This is a genomic window from Tannerella forsythia, assembly GCF_003860135.1.
GTDB classification, from domain to species: Bacteria; Bacteroidota; Bacteroidia; order Bacteroidales; family Tannerellaceae; genus Tannerella; species Tannerella forsythia_A.
Genome location: NZ_RQYN01000049.1, coordinates 1 through 19,436, shown reverse-complemented (window position 1 = coordinate 19,436; position 19,436 = coordinate 1). Strand labels below are relative to the sequence as shown.

Here is a 19,436-nt window from a genome sequence, read left to right as displayed (position 1 = left end):
TGATTGCTGTAAAAGCCCTGAAAGGGCGAGATCATTCAGCCCAATGCGAAGCGTTGGGGAAAAAGGCATCGTATTTCGTCGGAGGGCTGTAAGCCTGACGTAACCATTGTAGTACATTCGTTCGTCCATTATTAATGGTAAACGCCGAACTGTGTATCGCGTAATTTGGGGTAAACAGAAAGTTATGAACGCATAAGAAAGTCACAGGTCGAAATCATTCTGAGATTGAGAAGAGCCCTTGTATTCTTTTTTCAGGGTTATCCTTATTGTCCAAAATACTTTAGTAGCAATTAGAGTGTGTACCGTTAGGTAGCTTGATGATTATTTTATAGATATACCCATACTAAAGAGAAGTTGCAAAATCGTATTTTTATAAATACTTCGTGTATTTCTATTACTCCAACTATCTATGAGTATCACATATTCAAGCTATAAGACATTGACATTCAAACAAAAAAATACACACATATAAAAAAAGTAGAAAGGATATCAGAAATGATATCCCTTCACATCACATTCAACTTTCTTTTATAGCATTTGTATATACCCCAATGAGGGTACTGTAACCAACTTCTTACTTCTGGCTCTGAAGTTTGGCCGCTTCTTTTTTCAGCTGTTCGAGCTTTTTCTCCAACACTTCAATTGCCTCATCGGCTTTGTAGCTGGAGTGAGAGAACAACGTTTCAATATTTTCTTCTAATGAACCTTTCAGTTCTTTCACCTTTGCTTTAAGGCTTTTGCTGAGATCCTCCACACTGTGTTTAATATTATCGGAGGTATCGTCAAACGATTTCTTTATTTTCTTACGTGTTTTCGTTCCTTCATCCGGAGCAAAAAGAATACCCATTCCTGCTCCCAGCATAGCGCCTACTAAAAATGATACGACTGTTTTTCCTGCATTATTACACATAGCTTTTAAAATTTTGAAATTAATACTCCTACAAATATATCATTTTATTTTTTGTTTCTACGAACCCGGGCCACTGTTTAGGCATATTTAATTCTTTTTAATTGTATTATCCCGATTCCTTTCACGCGTTTGATCGGACAAACACCCACTCATCCTCTTTCGAGAGGTCGGGATAAAAGAAATAGCCTTCGCTGTCGAACGCCTGCACGTCTTGATGCTTCGTGAGTCTGTTCTTGATGATGAACCGCGCCATCAGTCCGCGCGCCTTTTTGGCATGCACGACAACCTGCCGGAAGCCGTTCGTCTCGTGTTGCAAAAAACGGATATCGATAATTCTTGTACCCTGCGGGAGCTTGTTCTTGCGCACCACCTTACCATATTCCTGCGAAGCCACATTGATGACGATACGTTCGTCGTGTTCCAATTTCGACGCGAGGTATCCGTTAAGCGTATCGCCCCAAAAATCGTACAGATTTTTATATCCTTCGGGAACGATTTTTCGTTGAAATTCGAGTCGGTAAGGACGTATCGCGTCCATCGGCCGGATGATCCCGTACAGCCCCGAGAGGATGTTCAGATGTTGCTGGGCAAAAGCAAAATCGTCCGCCGAGAAGTCATGCGCATTTAGTCCCTTGTAGGCAATTCCGTTGTAGGCCAGAGCAGCGGCGCGGCGCGGCGCAGCAGGCAGGTCGAACGTCTGAAAATAGCCGAACACATCGTGCGCCATCTGCGGATTGATATTCATCGAAGCGGCGATCTCGTCGATCGACATTTCACGACAGACCGCGACCAGATCGGCCGTCTTATCGACAAAAAGCGGGTCGGTAGCCTTGAGCGAATCGCCGGAACCGTCAAAATCCATTAATTTGGCGGGAGATAAAACAATTTGCATAGATGATCATTTTAGAAAGGTTGCTATTCTTTTTGAGGCAAAGATAAAGAGAACGACTGCAAAAAGCAACTTTTTGATGAGCGATTTCAGAAAGCGAACGCTTTGCAGACAAGCCATAAAACATTTTTTTATCTTATCTATTTTTATAATTAAAAAACGATACGTATGTTTGTTGCGGAATCGGATGGACTGCCCTTACCGGAAGCAACGGTTCGAACTGGAACGATACGGGCAAAGCCGATCGATAAAACTTGGATATCAGGAATACCATGTATACAATGAAGAACAACTCCGACGCAATATGTACGCCGACCTGTAGTCGCATAACGGGTAGGCAGAAGGTAAGAAACACTTTTCCGGAAAGTGTCGAAACGAAAGTTTTTTATTTTCTCGGGTAATGAATTTACAACTCATGAACAGTATAAACAATTCAACAAACGATCATTTTTTAACAGTAAACGTATGAGAAAAACAAATGGAGCAAGAATCAAGATCCTTTTATTTTCTTCCATGTTATTTTGGGGCGGCAACTTGTCGGCAGAAGTAACGACGAATGAAAGAGATCTGGAGTTTACAAACGTAGCTCAGCAGCAGAACGTCCGAAAGATCACCGGAACCATCAAAGACGAGCTTGGAGAAGGTATGGTCGGAGTGAACATCCTTCTCAAGGGGACCAACACGGGAACGACTTCCGATTATGACGGAAACTTCTCGATCGAAGTACCGCCGAATGCCGTACTGGAGATTTCGTATATCGGGTTTTTATCGCAGGCTGTACCTGTCGGAGACCGGACTCAACTCGACATTGTGTTGGTGGAAGACACGAAAATGTTGAAAGAAGTTGTCGTACTGGGTTACGGAACAAACGCACGAAAGCAAGACCTCTCGGCCTCGGTCGGGATTATCAGCAATACGGAGAAATTAGTCACCCGTCCGGTTACTTCGACCGAAAGCATGTTACAGGGACAACTTCCCGGTGTCACGATCACAGCCAATGGAGGAGATCCGACTTCGACTCCTCGTATCGTGATCCGCGGGCAAGGTTCGCAAAACGGAGATAATGTACTTTGGGTAGTCGACGGAGTGCCGGGCGCCCCAATTACTTCGATGAGCGACATCGAATCGATTGTAGTACTGAAGGATGCCGCTTCGGCTGCTATTTACGGAGCTCAATCGGGAGCCGGCGGAGTCATTTTGGTTACAACGAAACAAGCCCAAAAAGGTAAACCGAGCATTTCGTACGATGGCATCATGGGGATACGGCAAGCTACAAACCTGCCACAGTCACTTACAGCCGAAGAACAGATTCGCATGCGACAGGCCTCCTACACTCATGCGGGACTATCGGTTCCGACCGGATGGGATACGGCTAAAAACCCATGGGTGGGAACAACGCGCACCGACTGGATGGACGAGATTTTCCGCACAGCCTCATACCAACGACATAATGTTTCGTTAAATGTAGGCACGGAAGATTTTAAAAATCGAATTTCTTTTTTCTCCAACACCAACAACGGCCTGTTACTGAGAACATACAACAACTCTCTTGGTTTCCGTTACAACGGAACGTATAAGTTGAATAAATGGGTCTCGATCAGCGAAGACTTCGTATGGAAAAATATTACCAGCAGGGGAACCAACACTTCAAGTGCCTATTCCGGAGTCATCCTTTCGGCCATTTACATGCCTCGAAGCGCCACCGTCTATAATCCGATCACGGGGGCATTCGGAGGGACCACGACGGAAGACCCCGAATACATTGCCCAATACGGTTCGAGTTATCCGGACATTCACGGCGACGTTATCAATCCCGTACGCTCGCTGATCGCCGAGACCAACTACAACAAAACAAGCGATGTCTGGACAACGACGGCACTCAATATCGGCAACATCATCGAAGGATTAAAATTCACCAGCCGTTTTACGTATAATGTGGAAAACAACTTGTACAAGAATTTTACGCCTCGCCGAAATGAAGTCGGCAAACCAAGCAATACGAATACGCTTTCGGAAAGCACCTACCGCACCGATGCGTGGAAAACGGAAAATACGTTGACGTATGACAATACGTTTGGCGAACATACCGTAAGTGGTTTGCTTTCGACTACCGCCGATCATTACGAAAGAAGAAGACTCGAAGTGGAAGGAAAAACATTTGCCAACGAATCGAAACCTTTGCAGTATTTGGCTTATGGCGAAACCACCACCGCAAGTGATCTGCTGGAAGGTCCCGATGCCAACGTATCGCTGATTTCGCGTTTGGCCTATTCATTCAACGACCGCTATTTTATAACGGGCTCTTGGCGAAGAGACTATGCAGGACGTCTGCCAAAAGAAAAAAATTACGGCGATTTCCCCGCTTTCACGGCTGCTTGGAAAATCTCGAACGAAAAGTTCTTCCCCCAAAATGATTGGATCAATCTGCTTAAATTCCGCGCTTCATGGGGACGCGTAGGAAATTTGGGCTCCATCGGTTACAATTATAAAGCGGCTATCTTATCGAAGAAAGAAAACCCATCGAACGAAGGCGGACAGTACGGAACTACTGCCGGAGGAGCATGGGGAACAGCTATTTATAAAAGTGACGCACTGAATCGTAACCTTACGTGGGAGACTTCCGAACAGACGGACTTCGGTATGGATATCGATCTGTTCGGCGAACGTTTATCAATGGGACTTGATTACTTCAGCAAACGGACCTATAACCTGATTCAGAAGCAGACAATGAACTGGCCGCAGACAATCGGGTTGAATCCCATGCTCGTAAACCAGGGAGAAGTACGGAACCGTGGTTTTGAGATACAAGCTTCCTGGAATGACCGCATCGGCAAAGATTTTTCCTATTTTATTTCAGGAAACTTCGCTTATTTGAAGAACTGGGTTTCGGACATCGGTGTGAAAAACGCGGACGGCACGCCCGGCGTATGGACCGGAGGGGGCCGTTTCAGAAATGTACCCTATATGTATCAAACAGCCGAAGGAGAGCCGCTGGAATCGTATTATGTGATCAAGACAGACGGTATTTTTCAGAGCGATGCCGAAGCCGCGGCGTATGTCGATAAGAACGGAAAGCGGATCCAGCCGAATGCCGTGGCCGGCGACTTGAAATTCGTCGATGCTAACGGCGACGGCGTGATTAACGACAAAGACCGCCAATATTGCGGCAACGCCATGCCGAAAACGACGTTCGCCCTTTCGATGGGCTTCTCGTATAAGAAACTTTCGGTAAGCGCGATGTTGCAAGGCGTCGGAGGAGCGCAGTCGCTGTACATGGCCAAATACATGCTGTTGGGCGATGTGGAAGGCAACTTCAACCGCCAAAACACCATCCTCGACGCGTGGAGTCCGAACAACACCTCGTCAACGACTCCTCGCCTGTCGAAATCCGATCCGAACGGAAATTTCACGACCCCCTCGGACTGGTATCTTGAAGACGCCTCTTACCTACGAGTCAAAAACTTGACAGTCTCGTTCGACCTGACGGATACCTTCCGCAAAATAGCCGGTTCCGACAGACAGAACAGCCGGCTCTCGGTATATCTCAGCGGCGAAAACTTATACACTTTTACCAAGTATTCGGGCATGGATCCGGAAACCGGAGGATACGACGCGCTGAAGTATCCGCTCTCGCGTATGCTTTCCTTAGGCATACAACTTACGTATTAATATTTTGTATTCATAAAAAAGAAGAAGAACATGAAACTGAAAAAATATAGATTTGCATTGCTTCTGCCTTTCCTTGCGCTTTTTGCGTGCAGTGACTTTTTAGACGTTCAGCCCGAAGGCAGCATAACCGACGAACTCTATTTTACGAACGACCAGCAAGCCATCGACGCCATTACGGCTCTCTACAGACCAATCCATGATGAAGAAACCTTCGGACGCGATTTGTTCTGGGAACAGGGAGGCGCCTGCGATATCGTCTGGGGGCGTACACGGAGCTACAACACGCTGGCCACGTTTGCCTATACGGGAAACGAAGGGCCGTTACGCTGGAATTTTGAAGCGTTTTATACGATCATCTCTCGCTCCAACTGGGTGATTCAAGGACTGCTGAACAAACAAAAGAAAGTCTCCCTAACAGCAATCGAGACGCGCAGTCTGGGAGAAGCCTATTTTATGCGCGGTATGGGACATTTCTATATGGCTTATCGTTACGGAACCGATAAACAAGGAGTTCCGTTCGTGCGTTACGAAGATTTTCCGGAAGGATATGATCAATCCATTCCTCCCCAACAACCATCGGTGATTGATAATTATAAGTATATCATCGACGATATGGACCAGGCCATCAAGCACCTGCCCAAATTCGAAGCCTACGGCGAAGAAGACAAAGGACGTGCGCATCAGGCCGCAGCCGTCGCTTACAAAGCCAAAGTATATGCCTATTGGGCTACGTGGGATCAGACACAGTGGAATAACGTGATCAACATGGTCAATCTGCTCGAAAGCGAATACGGACGCAATCTGGCCAAGACGTTCGCCGAAGTTTTCTCGTCCGATTTCGCCGACTTCTGGAATGCCGAGTACCTCTGGTCGATTCCTTCGACCGGCGGGGCCAAAGGAGGCGGGAGCGAGTTTCCCGGTGTCGTGCTCGAAAACAAAGGATGGGGGAAATACAATGGCTGGGGACAGAACAAGCCTTCGTACGACATCTACGAACTGATGCGCAAAGACGGCCCCGGAAACGACCGTCTCGTACGTTCCATCCTCGAATATAATCAGGAATTCGAGTTCTGGGGCGAAAAACGCCGGTTCTTCTCCACTTCCGATATCGAGTCGGGATTCATGATCAACAAGTACATGGATCCGTTCAAACACGCCAATCCCGTCGAGAACGGCTACGTGTGTTCAAATGGCGACTGGCCTACGGCGCGCGTGAACTTCCCGATCATACGTTTTGCCGAGATGCTGCTGTTCCGTGCCGAAGCATATCTGATGACGAATCAGGCGGAAAAAGCCAAAGCAGACCTCAACCGTATCCGTACGCGTTCCAAACTGACGCCCCTGTCTGCTATGCCGACCATGGCCGAGCTGTATCACGAGCGACGCTGCGAGCTGGCTTTCGAATTTACGGATCATCTCTACGACCTGAAACGGTGGCAACGCTCGCCTGACGCCGTCATCAAAGAGTTGGCCGTAAAAGAGCTGAACTCCCGTCCGCGTATCCGGAAATACGCTGACCGGGCCAATCCGGAATCGACGTTCGAAGTGACATATTACTCCGACTATGCCAATAAAGGCACCTATAAGGAACACATGATCGTATTTCCTTATCCTTCGGAGCAAGTCACCAAATCGAACGGAAAGTTAAAACAGAACGAAGGGTATAAGTAAACGAAAAAGAAAGAATAGACATTCTATAAAAAACGGAAAGAACTCATTTAATGGTCAGCAATCAGCGGTCAGCCCTGCGGGGGTTGATTCGCTGAGTTGTTGAATTGTTTATAGCCCTGCGGGCGTTTAGTTGTTTAATTGTTGATGTAGGAGCGAACGCGCATATTAATTGTCAATGGTTAATTGTCATTCAGCAGTCAGCATTTAACCACAAGTTGTACTAAATTAATTGTCAATTGTGATGCGTGGTACACGTTGTAGAGACGCAATTAATTGCGTCTCTACGGGGTAAATATGGGGCGATATGCCCAATCCAATATACAATATACATCCTGCGTCCATTTGCGCCATTTGTAAAAATCGCGTTCGGACATTTGTCATTCAGAGCGTCAAGCGATGAATCTTTTCTTTTCCGGGGCGGGATTCCTCCTTGCGTTCGGAATGCCAAATGACATGCCCTGCGGAATATAAGGGCTGAAAGCCCGCTTTATTTCAGCCCCATCCCGCAAGGGTGGGGTATTGATGCTCATACTCTGTTCAGAGGGCTGAAAGCCTGAATTAATTTAATGGTCAACTCAGTCAGTGTTCGGTGTTCAGTCCTGCGGGTGTTGAGTTGTTTAATTGTTGATGTAGGAGCGAACCTTTTGTTCGCTCTTCGATGGCGGGCGAACAAAACGTGGATTAATTTTGTTTTGGTGATGATATGATAAGGATAATATTTACTTTTGCACTTTCTTTCCCAAAGAGGATGGAATTATGACTGATAAAGAACAATTAACGCAACTGACAGGCTATATCCGGAAACTGGTCGAACTGACCGAACAGATGCACGAGACGGAAATCTATCCGGTCTCCTTCTTTAGCGAGGCTTTTGACTTGACACATAAAATACAGGATCATCTTCATGCGATCGAGGTCGGCCAGATCGAGCTGTTCGATCAGAAGATACGCGAACATCAGGCGCAGATCTCATCGGTCGACCGACCGGTAAGACGAGCGACTGCCGACACCGCGGAGGCGGCGGATCCTCCGATACCTGCCGCCGAAGAAGTACCGCCTACTCCCTCAGCCCCGCCCGCTCCGGTAAGCCGTAACACAGCCCCGCCGGCCGTGTCTCCGTCTTTCCGCGAAAAGGCGGAACCGTCGCTGAACGACAAGATGGAAAAAACGAAGCTGACCGATCTGCGCAAGGCTTTTACGCTGAACGACCGCTTTCGCTTCTGCCGCGAACTGTTCGGCGGCGACGAAGAACGGATGAATCGTGTGGTCGGCGAGTTGAACGAAACGTATTCGTACGAAACATCGTTGGCTCATCTGAAAAGCGTGACCGACTGGGATTTCGAAAACAATTCGGTGCTCGACTTTCTTAAACTTGTAGAACGTCGGTTTCTGTAAAAGCGTCGCGTCATGGCCAAACTATATATTGTACCTACTCCGGTCGGAAACCTCGAAGATATGACGTTTCGCGCGGTGCGGATCCTCAAAGAAGCCGACCTGATTCTGGCCGAAGATACGCGAACGAGCAGCGTCTTGCTCAAACATTACGAGATACGGAATCGCGTGCAGTCGCATCACAAGTTCAACGAACACCGGACGGTGAAAGAGATCGCCGAACGGGTGACGGCGGGCGAAAACATCGCCCTGATCTCCGACGCAGGCACGCCGGGTATCTCCGATCCGGGGTTTATGCTCGTGCGCGAATGCGTCCGTCAGGGGGCGGAGGTGGAATGTCTGCCGGGAGCTACGGCTTTCGTGCCGGCGCTCGTGGTCTCGGGGCTGCCGACCGACCGCTTTTGCTTCGAAGGGTTTCTGCCTCCGAAGAAAGGACGACAGACGCGTCTGCGCGCGCTGGCGGCCGAAGAGCGCAGCATCATCCTCTATGAATCGCCTTACCGGATCGTCAAAACATTGACGCAACTGGCCGAATTCTTCGGGAAGGAACGGCAGGCGTCCGTCTCGCGCGAACTGTCGAAACGTTTCGAAGAGACATGCCGGGGAACGCTCGAAGAACTGATTTTGCACTTTTCCGTGAACGAACCGAAAGGGGAATTTGTTATAATAGTGTCCGGCGCCGGAGTGCCGGAAAAAGAGAAATGAACGTAACATATATAATTATTCAATCCAATATGAAAAAAGTTATATTATTTATCATTAGTGCAATGATATGGACTTCGTGTGTGGAGAATTCGGCCGAGTACAAGAAGCTGAAAAGTGAAAACGAGATGCTCAAAGCCGAAAAGGCGCAGAGCACGACCGAACTGAACGAAATGCTCTCGACCCTGAACGACATCCAGACCGATATTCAGGCTATTCGGGATGCCGAAAACTATTTGGCCATCGAGCAGTCGAACGGAGAAATGAATCCGAACAAAAAGGAGCAGATCAAGAACAATATGCGCTTGATTGCCGAGACGCTGAAGAACAACAAAGCGCAATTGAACGAATTGCAGGAGAAGCTGAAGAAAAGCAACATCCAGTCTTCGGCCTTGCAGAAAACGATCGACCGGCTCTCGTCCGAACTGAACCAGAAAGCCACGATGATCGCGGCCCTGCAGGAAGACTTGGCGAAGAAGGATATCCGTATTCAGGAGCTGGACGAACTCGTGACGAATCTGAACGAAAACGTGGAGAACCTGTCTGTAACAACGGCAGCCCAGTCGCAAAAGATTACCGAGCAGGACAAAAAATTGCACAAAGCTTACTACTGCTTCGGTACGAAGAAAGAACTGAAAGAACAGCACATCCTGACGGGCGGCGGCCTTTTCTCCAAAACCAAAGCGTTGCAGGGGAACTTCAATGAAGATTACTTCATCTCGATCGATACGCGCGAAGTTACCTCCATACAATTGTATGCCCGCAAAGCGACCGTGCGTTCCAATCACCCCGACCGTTCTTACAAGTTTGAGAAAGACGGCGATGGTAACCTCGTGCTGAACATCCTCGATCCGCAAGTCTTCTGGAGCCTGAGCAAGCATCTGGTGGTGGAAGTAGGATGAGGATCGGTTACAAGTCCTTGTTTTTCGACTTGGACGACACCTTGTGGGATACGTACCACAACAACAAAGAATGTCTCGAAGAAATCTATGTCGACTATCGGTTCGATCGGCATTATGATTCCTTCGAGATGTTCTTTGATCGCTATATGCCTCATAACCTCAAGCTCTGGGAGCAATACCGGAATCATGAAATAGACCGTCGGACGCTGATCCTCGAACGGTTGCTGTACATGCTTCGGCCGATGGGGATAGACGATGTGGACTTCACCCTCAAACTGAACCGTGACTTTCTGGAACGTACCACGCGGAAAACGCGACTCGTTCCCGGCGCCATCGAGCTGCTCGAATATTTGCGCCCTTTCTACCGTATGTTTATCTTGTCCAACGGATTCAGGGAAGTGCAACGGCTCAAGTTGGAGAACTCGGGACTCGCGCCATACTTCGAACGACTGATCCTCTCGGAAGATGTGGGGATCCAGAAACCACACCGCGAGATTTTCGATTATGCCCTCCGTTGCACGAATTCGCGGCGTCATGAGTCACTGATGATCGGCGACAGTTGGGAGGCCGATATCGAAGGAGGATACCACTCGAAAATCGATCAGCTCTGGCTCAACCCCGAACGTTTGCCTGCCCATGGCTTCGTACCTACGTTCAATGTACGTTCGTTAGCCGAAATACAAGAGCTTTTATAAGTGGTTCGCGTTTGCTAAAAAGGCTTTATCTGGCCGCTTATCCTTTAAATAATGCTAAACGCGGGTCGATTTGTTATGTTGTACAACATATTTTCCGGAAAAGTGTGTATCTTTGCACCGTGATTTTAATAGAAAAAGAAATTATGAGAATGATTGCAAATAAACAAAACTTGCGTGAATTGGCCATGTTACAATATCAGGCCGATAAGTATCGCTTGGCTGGCAATGGATTTATGTGTCAGCATTTGAACTCCCAGATCCGCAAATTGCAGGAAAAACTGATGCTGGTAGAAGGGAATTAATGGGGGAACGTCCTCGTCCCATAGTACACAGAGGACAAACAGTTATACATTTAGGTTATCACCGCAGCGGAATTTCTCCGCTGCCACTCAGCGACGAAGGGTTTGAATTCGGAACATGCCGGATTACGAATCCTTTTTTTATTTTCTTCCTTTCGTCTCTCCTGTATGCGGGAATCGATATTATCATGTACATTTGCTTCCTAAAATAAGAATATGAAACCAACCTCTCCTCTTCGTCCCATGATGTTCGCCGGCACCGGAAGCGATGTCGGCAAAAGTGTTATCGCGGCCGCTTTCTGCCGGATATTCCTGCAGGACGGATATCGTCCGGCTCCTTTTAAAGCACAGAATATGGCACTCAACTCGTTCGTTACGGCCGACGGGCTGGAGCTTGGACGCGCGCAGGCCGTACAGGCCGAAGCGGCCGGCATACCGTGTCATACGGATATGAACCCGCTCCTGCTCAAACCGTCGGGCGACTGTACCTCGCAGGTTGTACTGCACGGACGCCCCACCGGCAATCAGGACGCGCGATCGTACTTTCGCAAAGAGGGACGCGCGGAGCTGGAGCGCGAAGTGCATCTGGCCTTCGATCGCTTGGCGGCACAGTATAACCCGATCGTGATGGAAGGGGCGGGAAGCATCTCGGAGCTGAACCTGCGACAAGTCGATCTCGTAAACCTCCCGATGGCACGGTATGCTGACGCGGCCGTTATCCTCGTGGCCGATATCGACCGGGGCGGGGTGTTTGCGAGCGTGTACGGCTCCATCATGTTGCAGAGCGAAGAAGACCGGCGCCGTATCAAAGGTATCCTGATCAATAAGTTTCGGGGCGATATGAGCCTCTTCGCCGATGGCGCGAAGATGATCGAAGAGCTATGCGGCATCCCCGTAGTCGGTATTGTGCCTTATTTCAACGATATCCATATCGAGGAGGAGGACAGCGTCGTGCTGCGCACGAAAAAGCGGGAGTCGGAAGAAGGGAAGATCAACGTGGCCGTCGTGCTGCTGCGGCATCTGAGCAACTTCACCGATTTCGACACGCTCGAACGCGATCCGCGTGTGCATTTATTTTATACGAATAATACGGACGAACTCCGCAAGGCCGACATTATCCTGCTGCCCGGCACAAAGAACACGCTTTCCGATCTTTCCGAACTGCGCCGCAACGGTGTAGCGCAGGCCATTGTCCGAGCGCATCGTGACGGCACGACGGTGATGGGTATCTGCGGCGGCTATCAGATGATGGGGCGCGAGGTGTGCGACCCCGAGCACGTCGAAGGCGATATCGAACGGCTGCCCGGCCTCGGTCTGCTGCCCGTAACGACCCGGCTGACGAAAGAGAAAACGACCCGGCAAGTCGTGTTCCGCATGACCGGCGATGACCGCGAATGCCGCGGGTACGAGGTGCACATGGGAGAAACGACGCCTGAGCCTCAAGCGAAGGTCGAGCCACTGACCCGCTCCGCGACGGAAGATAACGGATGCCTTATGGGGCGCCGATGTATGGGGACGTATATCCACGGTATTCTGGACAATGCCGCGGCGATCGATTTTCTGCTCGAACCGTTTGTCGATAAAGCCGCAGCCCGTACGACGTTCGATCACGCGGCTTTCAAGAACGAGCAGTACGACAAGCTGGCCGCTCACGTACGCCGTCATGTCGATATGGAGCGGATCTACGCCATCATGAGAAGGGAAGAATAAACCGCAGCCATCCCCGCGACGGTTACGATCTCCGCACGTCTTGCGATCGCGACCGAACGGCGCATGTCGTCTGTCGTCAGTTCGCGCGGGTTCGCGCCGATATACGGTTTCTCGACACGTTTCCCGAAATAATCGTGCGCGCCGCCGAAACGGCAGTCAAGGATTCCGGCCAACGCCGCCTCGGGATAGCCTGCGTTCGGACTTAAATGTTGCCGGCCATACCTTTTGACGAAAGAGAAGAGCGAAAGCTTTCCGCTGACGAGAATCATCAACGCCGCCGTGAGTCGCGCGGGAATGAAGTTGGCCGCGTCGTCGATACGCGCGGCGACACGTCCGAACAAGCCGTACCGTTCGTTTCGGTAGCCGATCATCGAATCGAGCGTATTAACCATTTTATAAGCAACCATCCCCGGTACGCCGAGCAGCATGTACCAGAATAATGGAGCGATAACGCCGTCGCTCAGGTTTTCGGCTAACGTCTCCAGCGCCGCGGCGCGTACCTCCTGAGCCGAGAGAGCGGAAGTGTCGCGTCCGACGATACGGGCGACCTGCCGTCGTCCTTCTTCGATCGAACGGTCGCAGGCGCGAAACACTTCGCGCACTTCGCGAATCAAGGTCGTACCTGCCAAACAATAGAAGACGAGTATGGAAGCAATGGCGATACCGGCCCACGCGTTCAGGCAGAGCGCGCCATGCACGATCGACCACGCGGCGCCATACGCCGACAGGATCAGTCCGACAGCGAGGAACGCTCCTTTCGTTACACGATGTCTCCCGCGGTTCAGCGATCGTTCGCCCCAAGCGATCAGTCGCCCGAAGCCTACGATCGGATGCGGTAACCACAGCGGATCGCCTAGCGCCTTATCGAGCAGCCAGCCCGCGATGAGAGGGATCAGGAGAAAACAACTTGTTTCCATTCGTCGAGTGCGTGGATGAGCCGGTCGTTATCTTCGGGCCTCTGCGTCGCGATGCGGATGAAAGTCTCGTCAAGTCCTTCGAAGTTCGAGGCGTCGCGAATTAAGATGCCGTGCGCATCGAGCAGATATTTTTTCAGCGAGGCGGCGTTCCCGATCCGTAACCGGGCGAGGAAAAAGTGCGTGTCCGTAGGCCAGATGTCCGCGATCTTCAGTGCGGACAGCGCGTCGGTCAGACGCTTCGTCTCGCTCAGCAGCGCTTCGATCGACGGTTGCAGCGGTGGAGTGTGCTCCAGAAAGTATTCCCCGGCCTCGATGGCCAGCGCATTGACCGACCACGGCATACGCTGTACACGAATCCGGTCGGACAGTGCCCGGCAGGCGGTCAGGCATCCTAATCGTAATCCCGGCACGGCATAGCGTTTCGTGGCCGAATGCAGCAAAATCACGTGTGGCATGGCGGCGGCTTCGGCAGCGGTGAACAGCGGCTCGCAAGTAAACGGAGCGTAGCTCTGGTCGATGACGAAGCAAACCGAAGGATGCGCCTCGATCAGCCCCGAAAGCATACGTTTCGTGCGCGCTTCGCCGGTCGGATTGTTCGGATTGCACAACCAGACAAGGTCTGCCCGATCGTCGATAGCTTCGGCGGTAAAGATCGCCTTGACCGTGTGTCCGTGCATCCGGCAGGCATCCGCGTATTCGCTGAACGTCGGTTGCCAGATATAACTGCGGGCGTGCCGAAAAGCCTGCGCGATGAGGTAAATCGCTTCGGTCGCGCCGTTCGTCACACACACTTCGCCGGGATGTAAGCCATGCGCGGAAGCCCACTTGGCCTCGAGCGTAAGAGGCTCCGGTTCGGGATAACTCGACAGCCGGTCCATCCGCGCCGTAAGATGTTCCCGCAGTCCCGATAAATCCGTTGCTCCGAAAATATTTGAACTGAAATTACTTCTGACTGCCTGTGAGCAGTTATACATGTCGTCTCCGTGTCCGTGTAACATAATTGACCGATAATAACCGGAGGACAAACATAAATAAAAAAAGTCAGGATGGATGCATATCGGCTCATAGAAATCGGGTCTACCCCTCTTCATACTTTTTTAAACTGCTTTTTTTATGATGTTTGCAAACGTAGCAAAGCCCCTCTGCTTCTCTAACTCCTCTACTTCTTTAACTTCTTTACTACTCTACTACTTCTACTACTCTAACTCCTTTGCTACTCTACTACTCTACTACTCTACTTCCGTAGGCACAGGTTTCGAATCCGATGCCTATCGGATTTTTTTCGATGCCTATCGGTTTTGAAACCGATGCTTATCGGATGGAAAACGTATGCGCATCGAAACAAGAAGAACTTTGCAAAAAAGAAAAGTCGCTTTCTTCACCGCCTTTCTCATGTTGTTTATCGGGAAAAAAATAAGAAGTTTTGTCGGTCGCATGGGGCTGTTATGTCTCGAAATACGTACCTTTGCGAAAATTAATCAAAAAGATCAAGATGAAAAAAGTAATCAACACCAATCAGGCACCTGCGGCCATCGGGCCGTATAGTCAGGCCGTTCAGGCAGGCAATCTGCTGTTTGTCTCCGGACAGTTAGGATTAGACCCGTCGACGGGCGAATTTGTGGAAGGAGGCGTCAAGGCGCAGGCTCAGCAATTGTTCAAGAACATGAAAGCCATTCTGGCCGAGGCCGGATATACAATGGCGGACATCGTGAAAACAACCGTTTTCCTGGCCGACATGAGCGACTTTGCCGTCGTGAACGAAGTCTATGCCGCACAGTTCGAAGGCGATTATCCCGCACGCTCGGCCGTTGCCGTCAAGACCTTGCCGAAGAACGGACTGGTAGAGGTCGAAGTGATTGCTGCGAAATAATCACGTAACAGCAAGAGAAAGGCTGAAGCGCCCTGATCGACGTAAAGTCTGTTCGGGCGGTCAGCCTTTTTTGTCGGTCGAGAAATGAGGAGCTCTTTTGGGAGCTTTGCACAATAAAGCAGGAAGAACGGAGTTTATATAGGTACGAATTTGATTTGAAACGTATATATGAAGATTTTTAGCAAAAGCAGCCTGATGCTGCTGTTCATAAGTATGATGACCTTCTCGGCACATGCAGAAAAAGACAAATATCAGACATTCAGCCCGATCCATACGGCTATTCCGTCGCTTTCGATTGCCCCCGACGCTCGTGGAGGAAGTATGGGCGATAATGGGGCTGCCACGCTTCCGGATATCAACTCGCAATTCTGGAACGCTTCGAAGTATGCGTTTATGGAGAGCAAGGCGGGAGTGGCGATCTCTTATACGCCGTGGTTGCGCAAGTTGGTCAGAGACGTCTATATGGCGCATGCCGCAGGGTATTATAAACCCGGACAGAACGATCGTTCGGCCATCGGCGCTTCGCTCCGTTACTTTTCGCTGGGTGCCATTCCTCTCACCGATTACGGTGGTAAGGAGCTGATGAATATCAACCCGTACGAAATGACGTTCGACCTGAGTTACGGGATGAAACTCTCGGATGCTTACTCGATGGCTGTCGCGCTGCGTTATATCCGTTCCGATCTGGGAGCCGACGCCGAGCAGGACATGCAGGCAGCCAATGCCGTGGCTGTCGATGTGTCCGGTTATATGGAGAAATACGTTTACATCGGAGAGGGAGAAAGTCTCTGGAGCTTGGGATACAATATTTCGAACATCGGTTCTAAGGTTTCGTTCAATGGCGGAGCCAAACAGTACTTTTTGCCTGCTAACTTGAAGATCGGTACGGGGTTGCTGTATCCGATCGACGAGTATAATCAGTTCGGCGTTTACCTCGACCTGAACAAGTATCTCGTCCCGACCGTGCCGCAGAAGAAAGAGGGAGAGACGGACGAGGCCTTTAGCCAAAGGCTGAAGGATTACAATGATATGAACTCGTTATCGGGCGTGTTTAAATCGTTTTCCGATGCACCGGGCGGATTCAATGAGGAACTGAAAGAGATCAATATCTCGCTTGGCGCCGAATACAGTTATAACAACCAGTTCTTTGTGCGTGGCGGTTATTACTACGAAAACGCCGTGAAGGGGAATCGCCAGTATTTTTCGATGGGGGCAGGCTTCAAAATGAACGTCTTTCAACTCGATGCCGCTTATCTGATCAGTACCGTACAGAACAATCCGCTCGATCAGACGTTGCGCTTCTCGCTCTCATTCGATATGGACGGATTGAAAAGCCTTTTTGAATAATCTTCAACCTGCAATCATCTGAAAGCTATGCGTATCGGATTTGGATATGACGTACATGCGCTGGCCGAAGGGCGCGAGCTGTGGCTCGGCGGCATACGTATCGAACACAGCGTAGGATTGCTGGGGCACAGCGATGCCGACGTACTGATTCACGCCGTCTGTGACGCGCTGCTTGGCGCGGCAAACATGCGCGACATCGGTTATCACTTCCCCGACCATGCCGGCGAATACAAAGACATCGACAGTAAAATCCTGCTTCGTCGCACGATGGAGCTCCTGCGCGATGCGGGTTATGAATTAGGCAATATCGACGCGACGATTGCCGCGGAACAGCCGAAACTCAACCCGCATATTCCCGCTATGCAACAGACCATGGCTGAGGTGATGGGCGTCTCGCCCGATGCGCTTTCCATCAAGGCGACGACATCGGAGAAGTTGGGCTTCGTAGGCCGACGGGAAGGGATTGCGGCTTATGCCGTAGCTCTCATCACCCGGAAAGCGTAGGAGTTTTAAGAGTACCGTTCGCCCCAAAGGTGTTTCATACGCTCGATCAGTTTGTCTTCGGCGGCGTTAGGTTGCCCTTCCCAGATACGTGTGCGAAGCAGTTCGTCGGGCAGAAAATCCTGTTTGACGAAATTTCCTTCGTAGTCGTGCGCGTACTTATAGTTTTTTCCGTAATCAAGTTCTTTCATCAGGCTCGTCGGAGCGTTGCGCAAATGGAGCGGAACCGGCAGGTTGCCCGTTTCATGGACGAGCGCCAGCGCCTTATCGATGGCTAAGTAAGCCGAATTGCTTTTGGCGCTGCAAGCCAGATAGACGGTGGTCTGGGCCAGGATGATGCGTCCTTCGGGCCAACCGATTTTTTTGAGCGCGTCGAAGCAGGCATTGGCCAGCAGCAATGCGTTGGGATTAGCCAACCCGATGTCTTCGGCTGCGGAAATCACCAAACGGCGGGCAATAAATTCGGGATCTTCGCCACCGGCCACCATGCGCGCCAGCCAATAGAGGGCGGCATCCGGATCGCTGCCACGGATCGATTTGATAAACGCCGAAATAATATCGTAATGCATCTCTCCTCCTTTGTCGTAAGCGGCAGGATTTTCCTGAAGACGCTCCACGACTTTTTGATCCGTGATCTCGATCGTATGGCCCTCTTCCTCGGCCGATACGATAAGTTCGAGAATATTCAGCAGCTTGCGAGCGTCGCCGCCGGAGTAACGGATGAGGGCGGCCGTCTCACGGAGGACGATGTTTTTTTCTTTGAGGACAATATCGTCCGTAATGGCGCGATTCAGGAGCGTCAGCAGGTCATCTTCGTCTAATGGCTTGAGTACGTACACCTGGCATCTCGAAAGGAGCGGGCGGATCACCTCGAACGACGGATTCTCCGTCGTGGCGCCGATCAGCGTAACGATACCCGTCTCGACCGCGTTCAGAAGCGAGTCTTGCTGCGACTTGCTGAAACGGTGTATCTCGTCGATAAACAGGATGGGGGAGACGGTCGTCTGAAACAGCGGATTGCTTCCCGCTTTTTCGATCACTTCGCGCACGTCTTTCACTCCCGAACTGATCGCGCTGAGTGTGTAAAAAGGCGCATCGAGACGCTTGGCAATGATTTTGGCCAGCGTCGTCTTGCCGACGCCCGGCGGTCCCCAAAGGATAAACGAGGGTACGCGTCCGGCTTCAATCATCCGTCGTAACACCGCACGTTCGCCCGTCAGATGCTTCTGACCGATGTACTCGTCGAGCGTCGTGGGACGTAACCGTTCTGCTAAAGGCTGGCTCATGGCACAAAGATAGAAAAATTAATGGGAAACGGAGGAGGGAAGCAGGGCTGACGCATTAAAAGGACTTTCTATATATTTTTGTAGTCGTTAAATAAATAAGCTGTTAGTTATGTATGATTCTTTATTTGAAAGCCTTTGCATGGTTCTGGACCCACGGATAGAGCGTAAAAAAGTTTATCCTCTTGACTTTTTACTCCTGATCGTTTTCCTCTCTACACTCTCAGGGGCAATACCTCCTGGTATGAGATTGAAGATTATGCCGAGGAATACGAAGAAGAATTGAAAAGTCTATACGAAAAGCTTACCGGCCATCAGCTTACGCATACCATGCCCTCTCATGATACCCTTAACAGGAGCATCAGTCTGTTGGATGTAGAAGCCTTTGAGGCAGCTTATAAGCGATGGATTGAAGGCTTTATCTCGGCCACTTTGGGTAAACATATTTGCATTGATGGCAAGACAATGCGGGGAGTGAAGAAACTCTCTTTCGATACACAATCCCATGTCGTCTCTGCCTTTTCGCCCCAGGATATGTGCAGTCTTGCCCAACTCTACATCGACCGAAAAACAAACGAAATACCGGCTATACATCAACTTCTTGATTTGCTGGACTTGAACGGGGCTGTTGTCTCCATTGATGCCATAGGCACACAAACTGCCATTGCCGAACAAATCA

The 19,436-nt window shown here is 50.2% G+C and carries 17 protein-coding genes and 1 pseudogene; 13 read left to right on the top strand and 5 right to left on the bottom strand.

Annotation, left to right across the window (positions count from 1 at the left end; genetic code table 11):
- Positions 1–574: 574 nt before the first annotated feature.
- A complete protein-coding gene (locus EII41_RS11105; protein WP_124790631.1) occupies positions 575–910 on the bottom strand; it encodes a YtxH domain-containing protein in 336 nt (111 codons plus the stop codon).
- Between the two features lie 121 nt (positions 911–1,031).
- Positions 1,032–1,802 carry a YaaA family protein gene (locus EII41_RS11100; RefSeq protein ID WP_124790630.1) on the bottom strand — a complete coding sequence of 257 codons (771 nt, stop codon included), beginning with the start codon at positions 1,800–1,802 and terminating at the stop codon, positions 1,032–1,034.
- Between the two features lie 462 nt (positions 1,803–2,264).
- Here EII41_RS11100 and EII41_RS11095 point away from each other — a divergent pair, with 462 nt between their 5' ends.
- The 8 genes from EII41_RS11095 to EII41_RS11065 all read left to right on the top strand — a co-directional run bounded on the left by EII41_RS11095 (position 2,265) and on the right by EII41_RS11065 (position 12,839).
- Positions 2,265–5,468: a SusC/RagA family TonB-linked outer membrane protein gene (locus EII41_RS11095; protein ID WP_124790629.1), complete on the top strand. Its 3,204-nt coding sequence runs from the start codon at positions 2,265–2,267 to the stop codon at positions 5,466–5,468.
- Between the two features lie 36 nt (positions 5,469–5,504).
- The gene (locus tag EII41_RS11090) at positions 5,505–7,139 is read left to right on the top strand and encodes a RagB/SusD family nutrient uptake outer membrane protein (RefSeq protein ID WP_411292603.1); all 1,635 of its coding nucleotides are present in this window, start codon (positions 5,505–5,507) and stop codon (positions 7,137–7,139) included.
- Positions 7,140–7,895: 756 nt separating this feature from the next.
- Entirely contained in the window at positions 7,896–8,534 is a 639-nt protein-coding gene (locus tag EII41_RS11085; RefSeq protein ID WP_124790627.1) for a hypothetical protein, read from the top strand.
- Between the two features lie 12 nt (positions 8,535–8,546).
- A complete protein-coding gene (gene rsmI / locus EII41_RS11080) occupies positions 8,547–9,236 on the top strand; it encodes a 16S rRNA (cytidine(1402)-2'-O)-methyltransferase (protein WP_124790626.1) in 690 nt (229 codons plus the stop codon).
- A 29-nt stretch (positions 9,237–9,265) separates the two neighbouring features.
- A complete protein-coding gene (locus tag EII41_RS11075) occupies positions 9,266–10,135 on the top strand; it encodes a hypothetical protein (RefSeq protein WP_124790625.1) in 870 nt (289 codons plus the stop codon).
- 2 nt (positions 10,136–10,137) lie between these two features.
- A complete protein-coding gene (locus EII41_RS11070; RefSeq protein ID WP_124790632.1) occupies positions 10,138–10,830 on the top strand; it encodes a YjjG family noncanonical pyrimidine nucleotidase in 693 nt (230 codons plus the stop codon).
- Positions 10,831–10,973: 143 nt separating this feature from the next.
- Positions 10,974–11,132, top strand: a complete 159-nt coding sequence (locus EII41_RS14180; RefSeq protein ID WP_185711553.1) for a hypothetical protein — start codon at positions 10,974–10,976, stop codon at positions 11,130–11,132.
- Between the two features lie 213 nt (positions 11,133–11,345).
- Positions 11,346–12,839: a cobyric acid synthase gene (locus EII41_RS11065; RefSeq protein WP_124752450.1), complete on the top strand. Its 1,494-nt coding sequence runs from the start codon at positions 11,346–11,348 to the stop codon at positions 12,837–12,839.
- Here the strand turns inward: EII41_RS11065 and cbiB are convergent.
- Together cbiB and EII41_RS11055 are read right to left on the bottom strand one after the other, a co-directional pair.
- Positions 12,812–13,756: an adenosylcobinamide-phosphate synthase CbiB gene (cbiB, locus tag EII41_RS11060; RefSeq protein WP_124790624.1), complete on the bottom strand. Its 945-nt coding sequence runs from the start codon at positions 13,754–13,756 to the stop codon at positions 12,812–12,814. The genes EII41_RS11065 and cbiB overlap by 28 nt on opposite strands.
- On the bottom strand, positions 13,732–14,754 hold the full coding sequence (locus EII41_RS11055) for a threonine-phosphate decarboxylase (RefSeq protein ID WP_124790623.1): 1,023 nt from the start codon (positions 14,752–14,754) through the stop codon (positions 13,732–13,734). Before EII41_RS11055 ends, cbiB begins: the two co-directional genes overlap by 25 nt.
- A gap of 331 nt (positions 14,755–15,085) precedes the next feature.
- Here EII41_RS11055 and EII41_RS14175 point away from each other — a divergent pair, with 331 nt between their 5' ends.
- From EII41_RS14175 to ispF, 4 genes are all read left to right on the top strand, one after another.
- The gene (locus EII41_RS14175; protein ID WP_185711902.1) at positions 15,086–15,301 is read left to right on the top strand and encodes a hypothetical protein; all 216 of its coding nucleotides are present in this window, start codon (positions 15,086–15,088) and stop codon (positions 15,299–15,301) included.
- On the top strand, positions 15,249–15,626 hold the full coding sequence (locus tag EII41_RS11050; protein ID WP_124752454.1) for a RidA family protein: 378 nt from the start codon (positions 15,249–15,251) through the stop codon (positions 15,624–15,626). Before EII41_RS14175 ends, EII41_RS11050 begins: the two co-directional genes overlap by 53 nt.
- A 168-nt stretch (positions 15,627–15,794) precedes the next feature.
- A complete protein-coding gene (gene porV, locus EII41_RS11045; protein ID WP_124790622.1) occupies positions 15,795–16,973 on the top strand; it encodes a type IX secretion system outer membrane channel protein PorV in 1,179 nt (392 codons plus the stop codon).
- Positions 16,974–17,000: 27 nt separating this feature from the next.
- Positions 17,001–17,477 carry a 2-C-methyl-D-erythritol 2,4-cyclodiphosphate synthase gene (gene ispF, locus EII41_RS11040; protein ID WP_124752456.1) on the top strand — a complete coding sequence of 159 codons (477 nt, stop codon included), beginning with the start codon at positions 17,001–17,003 and terminating at the stop codon, positions 17,475–17,477.
- Positions 17,478–17,482: 5 nt separating this feature from the next.
- Here the strand turns inward: ispF and EII41_RS11035 are convergent, their stop codons facing one another.
- Positions 17,483–18,760 carry a replication-associated recombination protein A gene (locus EII41_RS11035; RefSeq protein ID WP_124790621.1) on the bottom strand — a complete coding sequence of 426 codons (1,278 nt, stop codon included), beginning with the start codon at positions 18,758–18,760 and terminating at the stop codon, positions 17,483–17,485.
- Positions 18,761–18,869: 109 nt separating this feature from the next.
- On the opposite strand from EII41_RS11035, the pseudogene EII41_RS11030 reads away from it, so the two are divergent.
- A pseudogene (locus tag EII41_RS11030) lies at positions 18,870–19,436 on the top strand (ISAs1 family transposase); the annotation flags it as partial.

What these genes read in the sequence shown, in the direction of transcription:
- EII41_RS11105 (WP_124790631.1), bottom strand. Translation starts at nt 910, where the DNA reads ATGTGTAATAATGCAGGAAAAACAGTCGTATCATTTTTAGTAGGCGCT.
- EII41_RS11100 (WP_124790630.1), bottom strand. Translation starts at nt 1,802, where the DNA reads ATGCAAATTGTTTTATCTCCCGCCAAATTAATGGATTTTGACGGTTCC.
- EII41_RS11095 (WP_124790629.1), top strand. Translation starts at nt 2,265, where the DNA reads ATGAGAAAAACAAATGGAGCAAGAATCAAGATCCTTTTATTTTCTTCC.
- EII41_RS11085 (WP_124790627.1), top strand. Translation starts at nt 7,896, where the DNA reads ATGACTGATAAAGAACAATTAACGCAACTGACAGGCTATATCCGGAAA.
- rsmI (WP_124790626.1), top strand. Translation starts at nt 8,547, where the DNA reads ATGGCCAAACTATATATTGTACCTACTCCGGTCGGAAACCTCGAAGAT.
- EII41_RS11075 (WP_124790625.1), top strand. Translation starts at nt 9,266, where the DNA reads ATGAAAAAAGTTATATTATTTATCATTAGTGCAATGATATGGACTTCG.
- EII41_RS14180 (WP_185711553.1), top strand. Translation starts at nt 10,974, where the DNA reads ATGAGAATGATTGCAAATAAACAAAACTTGCGTGAATTGGCCATGTTA.
- EII41_RS11065 (WP_124752450.1), top strand. Translation starts at nt 11,346, where the DNA reads ATGAAACCAACCTCTCCTCTTCGTCCCATGATGTTCGCCGGCACCGGA.
- cbiB (WP_124790624.1), bottom strand. Translation starts at nt 13,756, where the DNA reads ATGGAAACAAGTTGTTTTCTCCTGATCCCTCTCATCGCGGGCTGGCTG.
- EII41_RS11055 (WP_124790623.1), bottom strand. Translation starts at nt 14,754, where the DNA reads ATGTTACACGGACACGGAGACGACATGTATAACTGCTCACAGGCAGTC.
- EII41_RS14175 (WP_185711902.1), top strand. Translation starts at nt 15,086, where the DNA reads ATGCGCATCGAAACAAGAAGAACTTTGCAAAAAAGAAAAGTCGCTTTC.
- EII41_RS11050 (WP_124752454.1), top strand. Translation starts at nt 15,249, where the DNA reads ATGAAAAAAGTAATCAACACCAATCAGGCACCTGCGGCCATCGGGCCG.
- porV (WP_124790622.1), top strand. Translation starts at nt 15,795, where the DNA reads ATGAAGATTTTTAGCAAAAGCAGCCTGATGCTGCTGTTCATAAGTATG.
- ispF (WP_124752456.1), top strand. Translation starts at nt 17,001, where the DNA reads ATGCGTATCGGATTTGGATATGACGTACATGCGCTGGCCGAAGGGCGC.
- EII41_RS11035 (WP_124790621.1), bottom strand. Translation starts at nt 18,760, where the DNA reads ATGAGCCAGCCTTTAGCAGAACGGTTACGTCCCACGACGCTCGACGAG.